General features: G+C 36.1%; 16 protein-coding genes. All 16 read left to right on the top strand.

Annotated features, from left to right (window positions below; all coding sequences use genetic code 11):
- Position 1: 1 nt before the first annotated feature.
- The 16 genes from NSQ18_RS00465 to NSQ18_RS00390 all read left to right on the top strand — a co-directional run bounded on the left by NSQ18_RS00465 (position 2) and on the right by NSQ18_RS00390 (position 16,458).
- Entirely contained in the window at positions 2-988 is a 987-nt protein-coding gene (locus tag NSQ18_RS00465) for an LLM class flavin-dependent oxidoreductase (RefSeq protein WP_016837745.1), read from the top strand.
- A 124-nt stretch (positions 989-1,112) separates the two neighbouring features.
- A complete protein-coding gene (locus tag NSQ18_RS00460) occupies positions 1,113-1,526 on the top strand; it encodes an Asp23/Gls24 family envelope stress response protein (RefSeq protein WP_016837746.1) in 414 nt (137 codons plus the stop codon).
- A gap of 174 nt (positions 1,527-1,700) precedes the next feature.
- Positions 1,701-3,191 carry a glycerol kinase GlpK gene (gene glpK / locus NSQ18_RS00455; protein ID WP_026019025.1) on the top strand — a complete coding sequence of 497 codons (1,491 nt, stop codon included), beginning with the start codon at positions 1,701-1,703 and terminating at the stop codon, positions 3,189-3,191.
- A gap of 73 nt (positions 3,192-3,264) precedes the next feature.
- Positions 3,265-3,399, top strand: a complete 135-nt coding sequence (locus NSQ18_RS00450; protein ID WP_016837748.1) for a YfhE family protein — start codon at positions 3,265-3,267, stop codon at positions 3,397-3,399.
- Between the two features lie 204 nt (positions 3,400-3,603).
- Entirely contained in the window at positions 3,604-3,987 is a 384-nt protein-coding gene (gene nusB, locus NSQ18_RS00445) for a transcription antitermination factor NusB (protein WP_016837749.1), read from the top strand.
- A gap of 53 nt (positions 3,988-4,040) precedes the next feature.
- Positions 4,041-4,898, top strand: a complete 858-nt coding sequence (gene folD, locus NSQ18_RS00440) for a bifunctional methylenetetrahydrofolate dehydrogenase/methenyltetrahydrofolate cyclohydrolase FolD (protein WP_339289553.1) — start codon at positions 4,041-4,043, stop codon at positions 4,896-4,898.
- 109 nt (positions 4,899-5,007) lie between these two features.
- Positions 5,008-6,363: an exodeoxyribonuclease VII large subunit gene (gene xseA / locus NSQ18_RS00435; protein ID WP_016837751.1), complete on the top strand. Its 1,356-nt coding sequence runs from the start codon at positions 5,008-5,010 to the stop codon at positions 6,361-6,363.
- Positions 6,356-6,583 (top strand): exodeoxyribonuclease VII small subunit, encoded by a 228-nt coding sequence (locus tag NSQ18_RS00430; RefSeq protein WP_016837752.1) that lies wholly within the window; start codon positions 6,356-6,358, stop codon positions 6,581-6,583. Before xseA ends, NSQ18_RS00430 begins: the two co-directional genes overlap by 8 nt.
- 4 nt (positions 6,584-6,587) lie before the next feature.
- Positions 6,588-7,472: a polyprenyl synthetase family protein gene (locus tag NSQ18_RS00425; RefSeq protein ID WP_016837753.1), complete on the top strand. Its 885-nt coding sequence runs from the start codon at positions 6,588-6,590 to the stop codon at positions 7,470-7,472.
- A 92-nt stretch (positions 7,473-7,564) separates the two neighbouring features.
- Entirely contained in the window at positions 7,565-9,466 is a 1,902-nt protein-coding gene (gene dxs, locus NSQ18_RS00420) for a 1-deoxy-D-xylulose-5-phosphate synthase (RefSeq protein WP_339288562.1), read from the top strand.
- The gene (locus tag NSQ18_RS00415) at positions 9,463-10,281 is read left to right on the top strand and encodes a TlyA family RNA methyltransferase (RefSeq protein WP_016837755.1); all 819 of its coding nucleotides are present in this window, start codon (positions 9,463-9,465) and stop codon (positions 10,279-10,281) included. Before dxs ends, NSQ18_RS00415 begins: the two co-directional genes overlap by 4 nt.
- Before the next feature lie 107 nt (positions 10,282-10,388).
- A complete protein-coding gene (gene argR / locus NSQ18_RS00410) occupies positions 10,389-10,838 on the top strand; it encodes a transcriptional regulator ArgR (RefSeq protein WP_016837756.1) in 450 nt (149 codons plus the stop codon).
- A 15-nt stretch (positions 10,839-10,853) separates the two neighbouring features.
- Entirely contained in the window at positions 10,854-12,572 is a 1,719-nt protein-coding gene (recN, locus tag NSQ18_RS00405; protein WP_096550976.1) for a DNA repair protein RecN, read from the top strand.
- A gap of 145 nt (positions 12,573-12,717) precedes the next feature.
- Complete coding sequence (locus NSQ18_RS00400; protein ID WP_168412230.1) at positions 12,718-13,674, top strand: SpoIVB peptidase S55 domain-containing protein; 957 nt, start codon at positions 12,718-12,720, stop codon at positions 13,672-13,674.
- Positions 13,675-13,938: 264 nt separating this feature from the next.
- Positions 13,939-14,730, top strand: coding sequence for a sporulation transcription factor Spo0A (spo0A, locus tag NSQ18_RS00395; RefSeq protein WP_016837760.1), 792 nt, complete (start codon positions 13,939-13,941; stop codon positions 14,728-14,730).
- Positions 14,731-14,892: 162 nt separating this feature from the next.
- The gene (locus NSQ18_RS00390; RefSeq protein WP_016837761.1) at positions 14,893-16,458 is read left to right on the top strand and encodes a FapA family protein; all 1,566 of its coding nucleotides are present in this window, start codon (positions 14,893-14,895) and stop codon (positions 16,456-16,458) included.
- Positions 16,459-16,514: the final 56 nt, after the last annotated feature.

The following is a 16,514-nucleotide window of genomic DNA, read 5'->3' as shown; positions in this document are numbered from 1 at the left end:
AATGTTACCGAAATTATCAGTCCTTGATTTAGCACCTGTATTAGAAGGTGAAACTCCAGCGGATGCTTTTCTTCATAGTCGCGCATTAATTCAACTTGCAGAAAAATGTGGCTATCATCGATATTGGGTAGCTGAGCATCATAATATGGAAGGAATTGCAAGTTCAGCAACTGCTGTTCTCATTTGTTATTTAGCAGGAGCAACGAATAAAATTCGTGTAGGGGCAGGAGGAATCATGCTTCCAAACCACGCACCGCTCGTCATAGCTGAACAGTTTGGAACATTAGAGTCCATGTTTCCGGGAAGAATCGATTTAGGACTAGGGCGAGCACCTGGAACGGATATGTTAACGGCGAGAGCGTTAAGAAGAGATGAGGCAGGAGCATATCAATTTGATGAATTAGTGGATGAATTGATGAGCTATTTTGATGATGAACACCGTGCGGTTATTGCAGTGCCTGGAAAAGGCTTAAATATTCCGATATGGCTTTTAGGCTCCAGTTTATATAGCGCAAGACTCGCAGGCGTTTTAGGATTACCTTTTGCTTTTGCAAGTCACTTTGCTCCGGATTTATTAGACGATGCAATCGATACATATCACCGGAATTTTAGACCTTCACAATTTTTAGATGCTCCTTATACGATGGTCAGCATCAATGCTTTTGTTGCTGATACTGATGAAGAAGGAGAATTTTTAGCAAGCTCATTATACCAACAATTTTTAGGGATGATTCGAGGAAAGCGTGGAAAAACACCCGCACCTACAAACATGGATGAATTATGGAACGAAGAAGAGAAAAAGCAAATTTTACACACATTAAAGTATACTTTTGCGGGATCCAAAGAAACTGTTTATAAACAAATCATGGAATTTATTGCTCAGAGAAGAGCAGTCGATGAAATCATGGTAAATGGTCCGATTTACGATCAAGAGAAAAGAAGAAGATCCTTTGAATTGCTTGCACAAAGTTTCAAAGAACAGGCTTAGAATATTTCGTGAAATTCTTTGTTTTAGTACAGGGGATGAAGAAAATTTTGTATAATAATAATTAATCGGTGCAATTTGAGAACTGTGATAAACAGTTTTGCAAAGAAAAGAGAGGATGAAGAAGATGGCTGAAAAGTCTGCAAAAGCATTTATACAACCTGCTCCTTCCGGCAAAGAAGAACTTGGGAAAATTGAGGTTGCCCCAGAAGTCATTGAAGTGATTGCGGGGATTGCAACGAATGAAGTAGAAGGTGTTGCATCTACTCGCGGTAATTTTGCATCTGGAGTCGCTGAACGATTTGGGAAAAAAGTACATTCAAAAGGGGTTAAAGCAACAATCAGCGAAGATGGTGAAATACTGATTGACGTATATTGTTCAATAAAATACGGAAATTCAATTCCTAAAGTAGCTAAAGACATTCAAACAGCCATTCGCCAAGCCATTTATAACATGACATCCATTGAGACGAGCGAAGTAAATGTTCACATTACCGCAATTCAATTTGAAACGAATGCCGAAGAGGAGATTTCCATTTAGAATTATATAAACATTTATTAACATCAAATGGATGACTGTCAAAGTTGTCCTTTGATGTTTTTTATTTAACAATTTTTCTGAAATGTGTTATCGAAATTCATGGAAATCAAAGGATTTTTACTATCCATCAAGAATAAATTATTCAATGGGTGGAATGTGGAAGGAGTGAAGGATGTGGAACAATATATTTTATCTCTAGATCAAGGAACAACTAGTACACGAGCAATTTTGTTCAATAAACATGGAGAAGTTGTTCATATTGCTCAAAAAGAATTCAATCAATATTTTCCTAAACCAGGCTGGGTCGAACACGATGCGAATGAAATATGGAGTTCGGTTTTATCGGTAATTGCGTCAGTTTTATCTGAAAAAAATATACAACCAGAGCAAATTGCGTCAATTGGCATTACAAATCAACGGGAAACGACGGTTGTTTGGGATAAAAACAGCGGGAATCCGGTCTATAATGCCATTGTATGGCAATCAAGACAAACTGCAGAAATTTGCGACGAGTTGAATGAAAAAGGCTATAACGAATTATTTCGAAATAAAACAGGATTATTAATTGACCCTTACTTTTCAGGAACGAAAGTGAAATGGATTTTAGATCATGTGGAAGGGACAAGAGAAAAAGCTGAAAAAGGAGACTTACTATTCGGGACAATTGATACGTGGATTATCTGGAAATTAACAGAAGGATCTGTACATGTGACGGATTATTCCAATGCTTCTAGAACTTTAATGTATAACATTTATGATTTAAAATGGGATGAAGAGTTGCTCGAAATATTAAACGTGCCTCGTACAATGCTGCCGGAAGTTCGTCCATCTTCAGAAGTTTATGGATATGTTTCAAAAAAGAACTTTTTTGGAGTTGAGGTACCGATTAGTGGCATAGCTGGTGACCAACAAGCAGCTTTATTCGGTCAAGCATGTTTCACTCCAGGTATGGTGAAAAATACATACGGTACCGGCTGCTTTATGTTGATGAATACCGGTGAAAAAGCTGTACAATCAAAACATGGACTACTTACAACAATCGCTTGGGGAATCGATGGAAGAGTGGAATATGCATTAGAAGGTAGCATTTTTGTAGCTGGTTCTGCCATCCAGTGGTTAAGGGATGGACTTCGCATGTTTCAACATTCCAGTGAAAGCGAACGTTATGCAGAAAGAGTTGATTCAACAGAAGGGGTTTACGTAGTACCTGCTTTTGTTGGGCTTGGAACACCATATTGGGATAGCGATGTAAGAGGCGCTATATTCGGTTTAACGCGAGGAACGACGAAGGAGCATTTCATTCGAGCAACCTTGGAATCATTAGCCTATCAAACGAAAGATGTGTGTAGTGCGATGGAATCGGATTCAGAAATTCCATTAAAGTCTTTACGGGTAGATGGGGGCGTTGTGAAAAACAATTTATTGATGCAGTTTCAATCCGATTTATTAAACGTACCGGTTGAGCGTCCTTCTGTGAATGAAACAACGGCGTTGGGTGCTGCTTATCTTGCTGGAATGGCAGTTGGTTTTTGGAAAAATCAAGATGAGATTGCACAATATTGGAATCTTGAAAGAAGATTTGAACCAAATATGAGTTCAGAAAAAAGAGAGAAACTGTATCAAGGTTGGAAAAAGGCTGTCAATGCGGCAAGATATTTCAAATAAAAGATGGTAAAAGAATATCTCTCCTCCAAACGTTTAAACTAACGAAGTATAAGTGAGAAAGGAGAGAGAGAAAATGAAAAAGCCAATCCACGAAAAATTATCCGAGAAAAACAACAAATTAACAAAAGCGCAAGAAGTTCATTACAAGAAAGATTTTAAGCAGGCGAAAGAAACAGAAAAAAACATCAACAACAAAATGAATATGTAAAGAATTTTAAAGCTCCATTAGTCGAATTGCTGATGGAGCTTTTTACATTTCATGTACGCCATAAAAATTTTTTATTTCTTTAACATGAAAAAGTAATGTTATAATAGAAATTGTTGTATTTTTATCAAATTGTGATTTGCTAATGTATTTTTTGCAAACAATAGTTATAATAGGTACGAATGTTAGAAATGAAGGAGTTAAATTATGAAACGGCACGAGATTCGTGAAAAAGCGTTACAAGTTTTATTTCAGTTAGAAAATACCGATTTAACGCTAGAAGAGGCAATTAGTCATATTATAGAAGACAATGAAATGAATCCTTTTTTTAAAACGTTAGTATATGGTGTAACTAAAAAACTACAAGAAATTGATCATCAACTTGAAGAAAAATTAGAGAATTGGTCGTTATATCGTTTGCCTAAAATAGAACGAACTATTTTGCGATTAGCCTTATATGAATTACTTTATATGGATGAGACACCTTCAGCAGTCGTGTTGGATGAAGCAATCGAATTAGCAAAAACTTTTGGAGATGACAAATCTAGCAAATTTGTCAATGGAGTACTTTCTAAGTTTGTTGAACAGTAAGAACATTCATTTTTAAAAGTTCCATGAAATTAGAGAAAGCACTGGGAGGAAGAATCATGGCTCAAATTATTGATGGAAAAGCAATAGGGCAACAAATCCGCGAGTCAATTGCAGAAAAAGTGAAAGAATTAAAGGAAATGGGAGTAACACCAGGTTTAGCTGTTATTTTAGTAGGTGAAGATCCAGCATCTCAAACGTATGTACGAAATAAGCATCGTTCATGTGAAGCGATTGGCATTTATTCAGAAGTGATTAAATTACCTGAAAATACAAGTGAAGGAGAGTTATTAGAGCAAATTCACACGTTAAATGAACGAAAAGAGATTCATGGTATTTTAGTACAATTGCCATTGCCAAAACACATTAATGAAGATAAGGTGATCGCCGCAATTTCACCAGATAAAGATGTCGATGGTTTTTCACCAGTTAGCGTTGGTAAAATGATGTTGGGGCAAGATACATTCTTACCATGTACTCCATTTGGCGTTATGAAATTATTAGAGTACTCTGGCATCGAAATCGCAGGAAAACATGCAGTTGTAGTGGGTCGTAGCCATATCGTTGGTAAACCAATGGGCCAACTGTTACTGCAAAAAGATGCAACAGTTACATATACCCATTCAAAAACGAAAGACTTACCTTCTATTACGAAGCAAGCGGATATTTTAATTGCCGCTGTAGGCCGTCCGAATTTCATTACGCGTGAACATGTTAAAGAAGGTGCTGTCGTTATAGACGTAGGTATCAACCGAGTTGAAAACAACAAGTTAGTTGGCGATGTAAACTATGAAGAAGTGGAACCAATCTCTTCATATATTACCCCTGTACCAGGTGGAGTGGGGCCAATGACGATTACGATGTTGCTGTATAATACAGTTAAATCGGCAGAAAAAACATTAGGCGACAAATAACGATAAAAATTGTACAATGAAAGAGAAAGCTGTTTTTCTAGGAAAACAGCTTTTCTAATGGTTACAATTTTTGTACTATAACAGGCTTGCAAAAGGGGAGTTACACACGATGCCATCTTCTTATTTAACAGTGAAAGCTTTAACAAAATATATTAAAAGAAAATTTGATGCGGATCCACACTTACGAGAAGTTTATGTGAAAGGTGAACTATCCAACGTAAAAATACATACTTCTGGGCATATTTATTTCACTTTAAAAGATGATGCCGCTCGAATTAATGCACTGATGTTCCGGACACATGCAAGCCAATTAAAATTCAAACCTGAAGATGGCATGCAAGTTTTTATACGTGGAGATGTTAATGTTTACGAAGCTCAAGGTTCATATCAATTATATGTACTATCGATGGAACCGGATGGTATCGGAAGTCTTTTTATCGCTTTTAATCAATTAAAAGAAAAATTACATAAAGAAGGATTATTTAATCCAAACTTTAAACAACCAATTCCAAAATTTCCAAAAGTAATCGGTGTATGTACAGCAACAACAGGTGCAGCAATTCGCGATATTTGCACAACCATTAATAGAAGATATCCACTTGCAGAAATAATCATCTATCCTACCCTTGTCCAAGGAAATGGTGCGGCACAATCTATAGCGAAAAATATTCAATTGGCGAACGAACAAGGATTTGCTGACGTACTGATTGTAGGTCGAGGGGGAGGATCCATTGAAGATTTATGGGCCTTTAACGAGGAAATTGTTGCAAGAGCGATTTTTGAGAGTCGTATACCAATTATTAGTGCAGTGGGTCATGAAACAGATACGACGATTGCAGATTTCGTTGCAGATCTCCGTGCACCAACACCGACTGCCGCTGCAGAGCTAGCTGTACCGAACATTCAGGAACTATATCAACGAATATTAGCTTTTCAATCCCAAATGCATCAAATCGTAAGAAGCAAGTTGATTTATGAAAGAAATCGTCTTAATAAATTGCAACAATCGTATCCTTTATCTCAACCTGAACGGTTGTATCGGCCTTTTACAGAAAGATTGATTCAAGCGGATATAAATTTACAACGAGCCAGTCAAATGTTCCTGATGAAAAAGAAAAATGAATTATCTCAACTCGATGGTACGTTAAAAATTCATTCACCACAAAATGCAATTGTCTATTATAAGAAACAATTAGAACAAATTTCGTACTTGTTGACAAGAACTGCTTTTCAAGCGTTAAATCGAAAAAAAGAGAATTTCCATTACACGATTCGCACCCTTCAAGCATTAAATCCTTTGACAATTATGGAAAGAGGATTTAGCGTTACATATAAAGATGAAAAGGTCGTTAAATCGATCTCTCAATTAGAAAAACAAGATGACCTTTCGATCCATCTTCAGGATGGAATCGTGCATGCAAAGGTAATAGAAATTCAAGAAAAAGTTGGTGAAAAAGATGACTAAACAAACATTTGCCGATGCAATGACGGAATTAGAGGAGATTGTTCGTAAATTAGAACAGGGAGATGTTCCACTAGAAGAAGCCATTGACTTATATAAAAAGGGTATGGAGTTGTCAAAATACTGCCACGAAAAGCTAAGAAATGCTGAAGAACAATTGATTTCAATTGTCAATGAAAATGGCGAGAAGAAGCCTTTCGAACCAACAAATGGAGAGGAATAATACAATGAATAATCGTTTAAAGCTATTTATAAATGAACATCTTGACTATATTAACCGTGAACTTGAATACCAAGTGGAACGATTAGTTGCACCGCATACATTAAAAGAATCTATGTTATACTCGTTAAGGGCAGGAGGAAAAAGAATTCGTCCATTGTTTGTCGTTGCCGTTTCCGAAATGTTTAACTATAAACAAAAAGAAGTTTATACTGTTGGTGCTGCGGTTGAAATGATTCATACATATTCCCTCATCCATGATGATCTACCTAGTATGGATAACGATGATTTAAGACGCGGTAAACCGACGAATCATGTTGTATTCGGAGAGGCGATGGCTACCCTTGCCGGAGATGCTTTAAATACATTGGCTTTTGGTGTTTTAGCGCGAATGGAAAATATTTCTGCTGATAAAAAGGTTGAATTAATCAACTTATTAAGTGTTGCTAGCGGTGCGGAAGGCATGGTTGGGGGACAAGTTCTAGATTTAGATGGTGAAAACCGTCAATTGAATTTATCGGAACTGGAACAAGTCCATTTAAATAAGACAGGAGCAATTCTTCGTTTTAGCATTGAAGCGGGTGCAGTATTATCCGATGCAACAATGGAAGCTCGAAAAGCGTTAATAGAATATGCACGACATATTGGCCTCGCATTTCAAATACAAGATGATATTTTAGATGTGGAAGGCACATCAGAACAGTTAGGAAAGACAGCTGGAAAGGACGAAGAGAGCAATAAAAGTACTTATCCTGCACTACTCACACTGGATGGTGCAAAACAAAAATTAAATGAACATTATCAATACGCTCTGAACGCGTTGGATAATTTATCGGAAGACACGACATTATTAAGAGAATTTGCGAACTATATCATATCCAGAAATAATTAATAGATTAAATAAATCGCTTTTGCCATTGATATTAGCTTGATATAATGGTTAAAACTTCGATGTGAATAAACTGATGAAAAGGTGTGTGAGAGATGGATTTAACGACAATTACTGGTCCATCCTTTTTAAAAAAGTTAAATAAGCAACAATTAGAGGAACTTGCTCAAGACATTCGAGATTTTCTAATAGAAAAATGCTCAATTACAGGTGGACATATCGGACCAAATTTAGGGGTAGTTGAATTAACTATTGCATTGCATAGAGCCTTTAATAGCCCTTTTGACAAGTTTCTATGGGATGTAGGTCACCAAGCATACGTACACAAAATCTTGACAGGACGAGCAAGAGAATTTGACACATTACGTCAATATAAAGGGTTAAGTGGTTTTCCAAAACGAGCAGAAAGCAAGCACGATGAATGGGAAACGGGTCACAGTTCAACTTCATTATCAGCAGCAATGGGAATGGCCGTTGCGAGAGATATAAAGAAGGAAAACAATTATATTGTTCCGATTATTGGCGATGGGGCTTTAACTGGTGGAATGGCACTAGAAGCATTGAATCATATTGGGCACGATCGAAGAAGAATGATTGTCATTTTAAATGACAACGAAATGTCCATCGCGCCAAATGTCGGTGCATTGCACAATATTTTAGGCCGATTAAGAACTGCTAAGGAATATTCTAAGGCGAAAGAAGAATTAGAATCTTTGATGAAGCGAGTGCCTGTATTTGGTGGAAAACTTGCTCATGCGGCTGATCGTGTGAAGGACAGTTTAAAGTATCTTGTTGTTTCCGGAGTGTTTTTTGAGGAGATGGGCTTTAAATATTTAGGTCCGATTGACGGCCACGATTTCGATGCTTTAGAAAAAACGTTAGAATATGCCAAAAAAGTAGAAGATCGACCGGTTCTTGTTCATGTAGTGACAAAAAAAGGAAAAGGATATAAGCCGGCTGAGGAAGATAAAGTTGGTACTTGGCACGGTACAGGACCTTATAAAATTGAAACAGGAGCCTTCGTCAAAAATAATGCCAAAGGCCCTTCTTGGTCTAGTTTAGTTTCGGAAACCGTTCGAAAATTAATGAAAGAAGATAAACGTATTGTAGCGATCACACCTGCAATGCCAGTAGGTTCGAAAATGGAAGGTATTCAAAAAGATTTTCCAGATCGATTCTTCGATGTTGGAATTGCAGAACAGCATGCAACGACAATGGCTGCGGGATTAGCGACACAAAATATGAAGCCATTTTTAGCAATTTACTCGACATTTTTACAGCGAGCATATGATCAAGTACTGCATGATATCGCTCGCCAAAATTTAAATGTTTTCATTGGCATTGATCGTGCGGGACTTGTCGGTGCAGATGGCGATACCCATCAAGGTGTTTTTGATATTGCCTTTTTACGCCATATCCCAAATATCGTAATCATGATGCCGAAAGATGAAAACGAAGGGCAACATATGGTCAAAACTGCTATTGAATATAATGAAGGACCAATCGCTCTCCGTTATCCCCGCGGCAATGGGGTAGGCGTTCCCCTTGATGAGGAGCTAAAAACGATTCCAATTGGTTCTTGGGAAGTGCTGAGAGAAGGTCGAGATGCAGCCATTTTAACGTTCGGTACGACTATTTCGATGGCTTTAGAAGCTGCAGATGTGCTAGCTAGTCGTAATATACATGTGAAAGTAGTGAATGCTCGATTTATCAAACCACTTGATGACAACATGCTTCATGACATCATGGGGAAAAATATGCCGATATTAACGATTGAAGAAGGCGTATTAAAAGGTGGATTTGGCAGTGCCATTTTAGAGTTTGCCAGCGATAATAAATACAACCAAGTTGAAATAGAACGAATGGGGATTCCAGATCGTTTTGTGGACCATGGCAGTGTCGATTTATTATTGGAAGAATTGCACATTACAAAAGAAGAAACAATTGCTCGCATTGAATCCTTAATTAAAAAATCGTTAGGTAAAAATACCGTATGACGAAATCTCCGAAAGAACGGGTAGATGTTCTTCTCGTACAGAGGGGATTATGTGAAACCCGGGAAAAAGCAAAAAGAGCAATCATGGCGGGCATTGTTTTTTCAAAAGAAGTGCGAATTGATAAGCCGGGAGAAAAAATCTCGATTGATGCGCCGTTGGAAGTAAAAGGTGAACAATTAAAATACGTCAGTCGCGGCGGTTTAAAATTAGAAAAAGCTTTACAAGAATTCGATTTGTCCGTGGAAGGAAAATTAATGCTAGATATTGGTTCATCTACTGGGGGATTTACTGATTGTGCTCTTCAGAACGGCGCTAAACATTGTTATGCCTTAGATGTAGGATCCAACCAATTAGCTTGGAAATTAAGAACAGATGAACGCGTCACGGTAATGGAAAAAACAAATTTTCGCTATTCAAAGCCGGAAGATTTTACAAAGGGATTACCAGATTTTGCGACGATTGATGTTTCCTTTATTTCTTTATCGCTTATTTTACCAGTCTTGCACAACATTTTACTTCCGAACGGTGATGTAGTGGCACTTGTTAAACCACAATTTGAAGCTGGTAAAGAAAAAGTGGGGAAAAAGGGCATTGTTCGTGATCCCAAAACCCATTTAGAAGTGTTGGAAAACACTGCAAAAATGGCGACAGATGTTGGTTTTGTAGTAAAAAATGCTACCTACTCTCCAATTACGGGAGGGGAAGGGAATATTGAATTTTTATTCCATCTACAAAAAGCATCAGAAGGACAACATGTTTCGGCATTCACTGATTTTCAAAAAGTTGTTGAATTAGCTCACCAAGAATTAAATTAAGTTGTATGCTAGGGAATGGCAATCGTCATTCCCTATTTTTACTTGCTGAATAAGAACTTATAATGATAGTATAAATATACATTTATATACATTAAGAGGTGCTATTTATGAGTAAAGGTCAAAGGCATATGAAAATTCGTGAAATTATTGCTAACAATGAAATTGAAACGCAAGATGAACTAGTTTCTGCTTTAAAAGAAGCAGGTTTTAATGTTACACAAGCAACGGTTTCAAGAGATATTAAGGAATTACATTTAGTGAAAGTACCACTTCCTGATGGGCGATACAAATACAGTTTACCGGCAGATCAACGGTTTAATCCATTGCAAAAATTGCAAAGGGCTTTAACCGATTCTTTTGTCAGCATTGATGGCGTCGCTCATTTTTTAATGTTGAAAACACTTCCAGGAAACGGAAATGCTGTTGCAGTTTTGATTGACCATCTAGAATGGCCGGAAGTATTAGGTACATTATCCGGTGATGATACGATTCTCATCATTGTACGAGATGAAGGGCAGAGGGAAATCATACAGCAACGCATTTTAGATTTAATATAATATGAGGTGGTCAGTTTGCTGAAAGAGCTGAATATACGTAATTTCGCCATAATCGACGAATTAACCGTTTACTTTAATGATGGATTAACCGTTCTAACAGGTGAAACAGGAGCCGGAAAGTCCATCATTATCGATGCTGTTCATTTGTTAGCTGGTGGACGAGCAAGTCAAGAATTTGTGCGACACGGTGCAAAAAAAGCGGAATTAACAGGACTGTTTTTCGTTTCTGACAATCATCCTGTTTTTGAAAAATTATCTGATGCCGGTATAGACCATGAAGAAGGTACCATTATATTACGGAGAGATATTAATGAAAACGGAAAAAGCGTATGTCGAGTTAATGGAAAACTTGTTACATTATCAATTTTACGTGATATCGGCTCCACGTTAGTGGATATTCATGGACAACATGAAAGCCAAGAATTAATGGATGAGAAGTGCCATATCGATTTACTTGATCAATTTGCGGAAAAACAAATCCAGCCAATCAAAGACAAATATCATCGCCTCTATCATGAATATCGTCTATTAAAAAAAGAAGTCGATGCCATCAATATCGATGAACAACAGACAGCTCAACGTATTGATTTGTATCAATTCCAAATTCAAGAGCTAGAAGATGCAAAATTATCAGAAAAAGAAGAAGAGGCTTTACTTGAAGAACGGAAACGATTGCAAAATTTTCATAAGATTTATGAACGAGCCATTCATGCATACGATGCAATTTCTGGAGAATTAAAAGGACTAGATTGTATTGGAGAAGCGATGAGCGCTTTGGAAGATATCGTTTCATTAGATGAGCAATTTCATGATTCCTTTGAAGCTGTATCATCTTCATTCTATGCGTTGCAAGATGCTTCATATCAAATCAAAAATATCATTGATGAACTTGAATTTGACCCTGAACGATTAAATGAAATAGAATCACGGCTTGCACAATATCAAATGATGAAACGAAAATATGGAAGTACCGTAAAAGAGATTATTACATATTATGAAAAAATTAAAGAAGAACTAAACACACTATTAAATCGAGATGAAGCTATTCAACAAAAAGAACAAGATTTAAGAAAAATGGAATCTGAATTAGACCAATTGTGTGATGAATTAACGAAAGTTCGAAAAAAATGTGCAGGTATATTGAGTGAAGCCATAATGAATGAGCTTCGTGATTTACATATGGAAAAAGCGAAATTTATCGTTCAGTTTGAGCGTTTAAATAATTTCGACATAAATGGGAAAGACTATATATCATTCTATATATCCACCAATGTAGGAGAACCTCCTAAATCTTTGCCAAAAATTGCATCCGGTGGAGAATTATCGAGAATAATGCTTGCATTAAAAACCATTTTTTCATCGAAATCTCAAATTACATCCATCATTTTTGATGAAGTGGATACAGGTGTAAGCGGCCGCGTTGCACAGGCAATTGCTGAAAAAATCGCCAATATTTCATTCAATTCACAAGTATTATGCATTTCTCATTTGCCTCAAGTTGCAGCAATGGCAGATCAGCATTACTTAATATCAAAACAAGTTGAACAAAACCGTACTTTTACGACAGTTCAAGTAATTGAAAATGATACACGAGTAGAAGAAATTAGTCGCATGATGAGTGGAACTGAAATTACAGAATTAACGTTGCAACATGCGCGAGAATTATTGCAATTGGCACTTATAAAGAAAAATGAAATCAAAGAACAATTAAAAAGTTCTACCTCGATGCAATAAGGAGGAGTCATCATTTGATGACTCCTTATATTACAAAATCTACTTTTACTAATTTTGAAAGTACCTAAGCGACAAATATTTACCTCACATTATTAAAAGAACAGTTACACATAGTAATGTTACAAACAATTTGAGGAGGTGGACTATGAAATGCCATTTGCGTAATCTGTTGACTTATCTTGTGCTCACCATCGCACTTGCACTTTTGTCACCTTCAGCAGCAGCCGAAGCAAAAAAGCTAATTCCGATGGGTGAATCGATAGGGATACAGTTAGAATTACCATTTATATATGTAGCTCATGATGTATTATTACCAAATGGACAATGGTTAAAAAAAGGTGATATTATAAAAGAAGTCAACGGAAAGCCAATACAATCCATCGAGATGTTGAAGGAATCCATGACTGATTCGGAAATAAGCCTTACCATTAAACAATCGACCAATCATACAAGAACCATTACGCTAACAAACGATCAAGCAAATAATATACTTCCCTTTCTAAAAGATGAAACGGATGGCATCGGTACATTAACCTTTATTGATCCTGAATCGAAAGAATACGGTGCATTAGGTCATCAAATCATCGACGGTGTATTAAATAAACCACCTGAATTTACAGATGGTTCTATTTTTTTAGCGTCTATTGAGCAAATAAAAAAATCGAGCCCTGGAAATCCTGGTTATAAAATTTCTGTCATTAATCATGACGATATACGTTTAGGAAATATTTCATCCAATGATATATATGGTATTTTTGGTAATTGGGAATTAGATGTAAAAGAAATAATGCGTAAGCCTATTGAGATTATGCATGATGATGAAATTCAATTAGGAAAAGCAGAACTTCTTACAGCTATTGAAGGTTCAAAAGTTGAATCCTTTACAATTGAAATTGTGAAGATTGAAGATAATTATTTACAATTTGAAATAACCGATCAAAATCTTTTATCCAAAACAGGTGGCATATTACAAGGGATGAGCGGAAGTCCCATTTTGCAAAATGGTAAATTTGTTGGTGCTGTAACACATATGTTTGTCGAACAACCAGCTCGGGGTGCAGCTATAACCTTATCAGAGATGTTAAAAAAGAAGCCAAATTAAGCTGAAAAGACTATGCCAACATTTTGGTATAGTCTTTTTTTGATAATCAAATTAAAAACATTGTATGACGAAAAAATGCAATTAGAAATAAATGGTGATTTTTGTCAAAGTATACAGAAAGATTACGACTACCTTCTCATTTTTATATTCGATAAAGGTTTTTCCGATAAAATGTCGAAAAGAATAGTGTCAAGTAAACCGAAACTATGACATATAAGTATTAAAAATGCAATATTAGGGAGAAGGCTATAAGGGGGATTTTACATGACGAAAATTAGAGTTGCAATCGCCGATGATAACCGAGATTTAGTGAGAACAATGGAACAATACTTTGAAAATCATCCAGACATTGAAATAGTTGCAACTGCTTCAAACGGTAAATTGTGTCTAAATATGTTAGAAGAATATAACCCAGACATTTTGTTGTTGGACATTATTATGCCCCATTTAGATGGTTTAGGCGTTCTTCAAGAAATGTATAAAAATGATCGTTTTCGCGATACTCAAGTCATTATGTTGACGGCATTTGGACAAGAAGATGTAATGAAACAGGCTGTTACATACGGGGCTTCCTATTTTATGTTAAAGCCTTTTGAGTTTGATCAGCTCGTTCAGAAAATTTTGCATTGCGCAGGCCAAAAGCGTGAAACTGTCAAGAGACAAAGTGTGTTACAGCCTGAACCAAATGGAAAAGTGAATCAGAGACAATTGGATACTACGATTACATCAATTATTAAGGAAATTGGCGTACCTGCGCATATCAAAGGCTATGCATATTTACGTGAAGCTATTCAAATGGTGTATCACGATATTGAATTGTTAGGTTCTGTTACAAAAATTTTATATCCGGAAATTGCAAAGAAATTTGGTACAACTCCTTCTCGTGTTGAAAGAGCAATCCGTCATGCCATTGAAGTTGCATGGAACCGTGGAAATTATGAATCCATCTCTCAAATGTTTGGATATACAGTCCATCATTTAAAATCAAAACCTACAAACAGCGAGTTTATTGCCATGATTGCTGATAAAATTCGTATTGAACTAGTGGCTTCATAATCGTATTTTCTGTCATTGTCATATTATTATTAACAATAGCTTTTCCGTCCAATTGTCACCTCTTTATTGAGGTGACTTTTTATTACTTTATCGTATTAATTTTATAAAAGGTATTACACTTTAAATAAAAAAATTATATTATAGTACAAGAGGTGAGCATAAGTGCGTATATTTTCCAATGATTATTTTGAGTTAATCGAAGAAAATGGTAAAGTTTATATTCAAAACTATAAAAAGGGTTTTCCAATTAAACAATTCGATGAAATATTAGGCTCTCTTACTCGAATGAAACTGTCAAATTTTTCGAATTTAAAAAAATCTCTACAAGAAGAAGCGTCGAATCCTGTCGAAATTGGTTACTGGTTGCCTCCAATGGAAATTGAAGTATCAAAAGATAAGATGACAGCCCATCTTATTGTTTATGAATCAACCATTTTGGAAAATCCAAGTCAATTTCAAAAAGAACTAAATGACATATTGACTCAAAGACAGATTGTCCATGGAATAAAAGAGCTTAATCTAGAATCGATTACTATCGGGAAACCAATTGTAATTGCTGAAGGAACGGAACCAATTAAAGGTGAAGATGCACAGGTTACATACATAAAGATTCCGGAGAGAAAACCTGTCATAAGGGAAGATGGAAAAGCTGATTATTTTGATATGAATTTTATATTTGAAATCAATGAAAATGACTGGTTAGGAGAGAAAATCCCCGCCCAACCTGGTATAAATGGAAAAAATGTTTACGGAGAAGAAATTCCAGCTCCTCCAGGTAAAGATATACCATTAAAGTATGATCGTAAATCTGCATATGAAGTAGAAGAGGATGGAAAAATTGTCATTCGGGCATTAAATAAAGGCGTTGTAGAGGAAAGACAAGGATTATTAATGATTAATAATCATTTGCCAATCGATGGAGATGTTGGGTTAGAGACAGGAAATCTTGAATTTGATGGTTCAATTAGCATTAGTGGAACTGTTCAAAAAGGTTTTAGTGTCATTGCAACGGGTGATATTTCCATTGAGGGTACAGAAGGTGTTACAGGTGCGAAATTAATCCAATCTAGAGAAGGAGATATTTACATAAAAGGTGGTATATTTGGATTAGGTCAAACAACTGTAAAAGCTGGTGGCAACATTTACGTAAAACATGTCAATGAAGCAAATTTATATGCGAAAAAAAATATTGTCATCGGGTTTTATTCTTTAAACTCCTCATTGCAAGCTGATTCGATATTAGTGGATGAGCGGAAAGGAAAAATTATTGGTGGCAAGGCAATTGCGAGAAACACTATTGTGACCGCTATATCGGGTAACCGGATGGAAAGGCGGACGGAATTAATTATCCAATCAGTGAATCGGCAAGAAGGTTACAAGATTATTCAAGAAAAAGCAGCATTATTAAAGTCGACACAAGAAGAAATGGAGAAATTATCTGAAAAGATAGAGAAACTAGCAGCATTAAAAAATCGGCTAACACCTGCTCAAGCGAAGGTTTATAAAGAAATGAAAGAAGTATTGGAAGATAAGAAGCAGCAAGTAATTGAATTGGACAATGAAATTCAAGAGATGATTGCAGCGATAAAATCCATCGGCAAAGAGGAAATCATTGTTAAAAAAGAAGCGTATCCTGGTACTTATATCCAAATAGGGAAACAATCGTCCTTAATAACGAAGACAACAAAAGGGAAATTTTTACTGGAATTTGGCGAATTAAATATATAAAAAAGCGTTCAGTGGAGGGACTTGTCTCTCATTGAACGCTTTATTTATATAATAAT

The organism is Ureibacillus sp. FSL K6-0786 (assembly GCF_037965165.1).
Taxonomy (GTDB): Bacteria; Bacillota; Bacilli; order Bacillales_A; family Planococcaceae; genus Ureibacillus; species Ureibacillus thermosphaericus.
This window is presented reverse-complemented; position numbering and strand designations above follow the sequence as displayed.

Bases quoted from the DNA above. Each gene is read 5' to 3' on its own strand.
- NSQ18_RS00465 (WP_016837745.1), top strand. From the start codon at position 2: ATGTTACCGAAATTATCAGTCCTTGATTTAGCACCTGTATTAGAAGGT.
- NSQ18_RS00460 (WP_016837746.1), top strand. From the start codon at position 1,113: ATGGCTGAAAAGTCTGCAAAAGCATTTATACAACCTGCTCCTTCCGGC.
- NSQ18_RS00450 (WP_016837748.1), top strand. From the start codon at position 3,265: ATGAAAAAGCCAATCCACGAAAAATTATCCGAGAAAAACAACAAATTA.
- nusB (WP_016837749.1), top strand. From the start codon at position 3,604: ATGAAACGGCACGAGATTCGTGAAAAAGCGTTACAAGTTTTATTTCAG.
- xseA (WP_016837751.1), top strand. From the start codon at position 5,008: ATGCCATCTTCTTATTTAACAGTGAAAGCTTTAACAAAATATATTAAA.
- NSQ18_RS00430 (WP_016837752.1), top strand. From the start codon at position 6,356: ATGACTAAACAAACATTTGCCGATGCAATGACGGAATTAGAGGAGATT.
- NSQ18_RS00425 (WP_016837753.1), top strand. From the start codon at position 6,588: ATGAATAATCGTTTAAAGCTATTTATAAATGAACATCTTGACTATATT.
- dxs (WP_339288562.1), top strand. From the start codon at position 7,565: ATGGATTTAACGACAATTACTGGTCCATCCTTTTTAAAAAAGTTAAAT.
- NSQ18_RS00415 (WP_016837755.1), top strand. From the start codon at position 9,463: ATGACGAAATCTCCGAAAGAACGGGTAGATGTTCTTCTCGTACAGAGG.
- argR (WP_016837756.1), top strand. From the start codon at position 10,389: ATGAGTAAAGGTCAAAGGCATATGAAAATTCGTGAAATTATTGCTAAC.
- NSQ18_RS00400 (WP_168412230.1), top strand. From the start codon at position 12,718: ATGAAATGCCATTTGCGTAATCTGTTGACTTATCTTGTGCTCACCATC.
- spo0A (WP_016837760.1), top strand. From the start codon at position 13,939: ATGACGAAAATTAGAGTTGCAATCGCCGATGATAACCGAGATTTAGTG.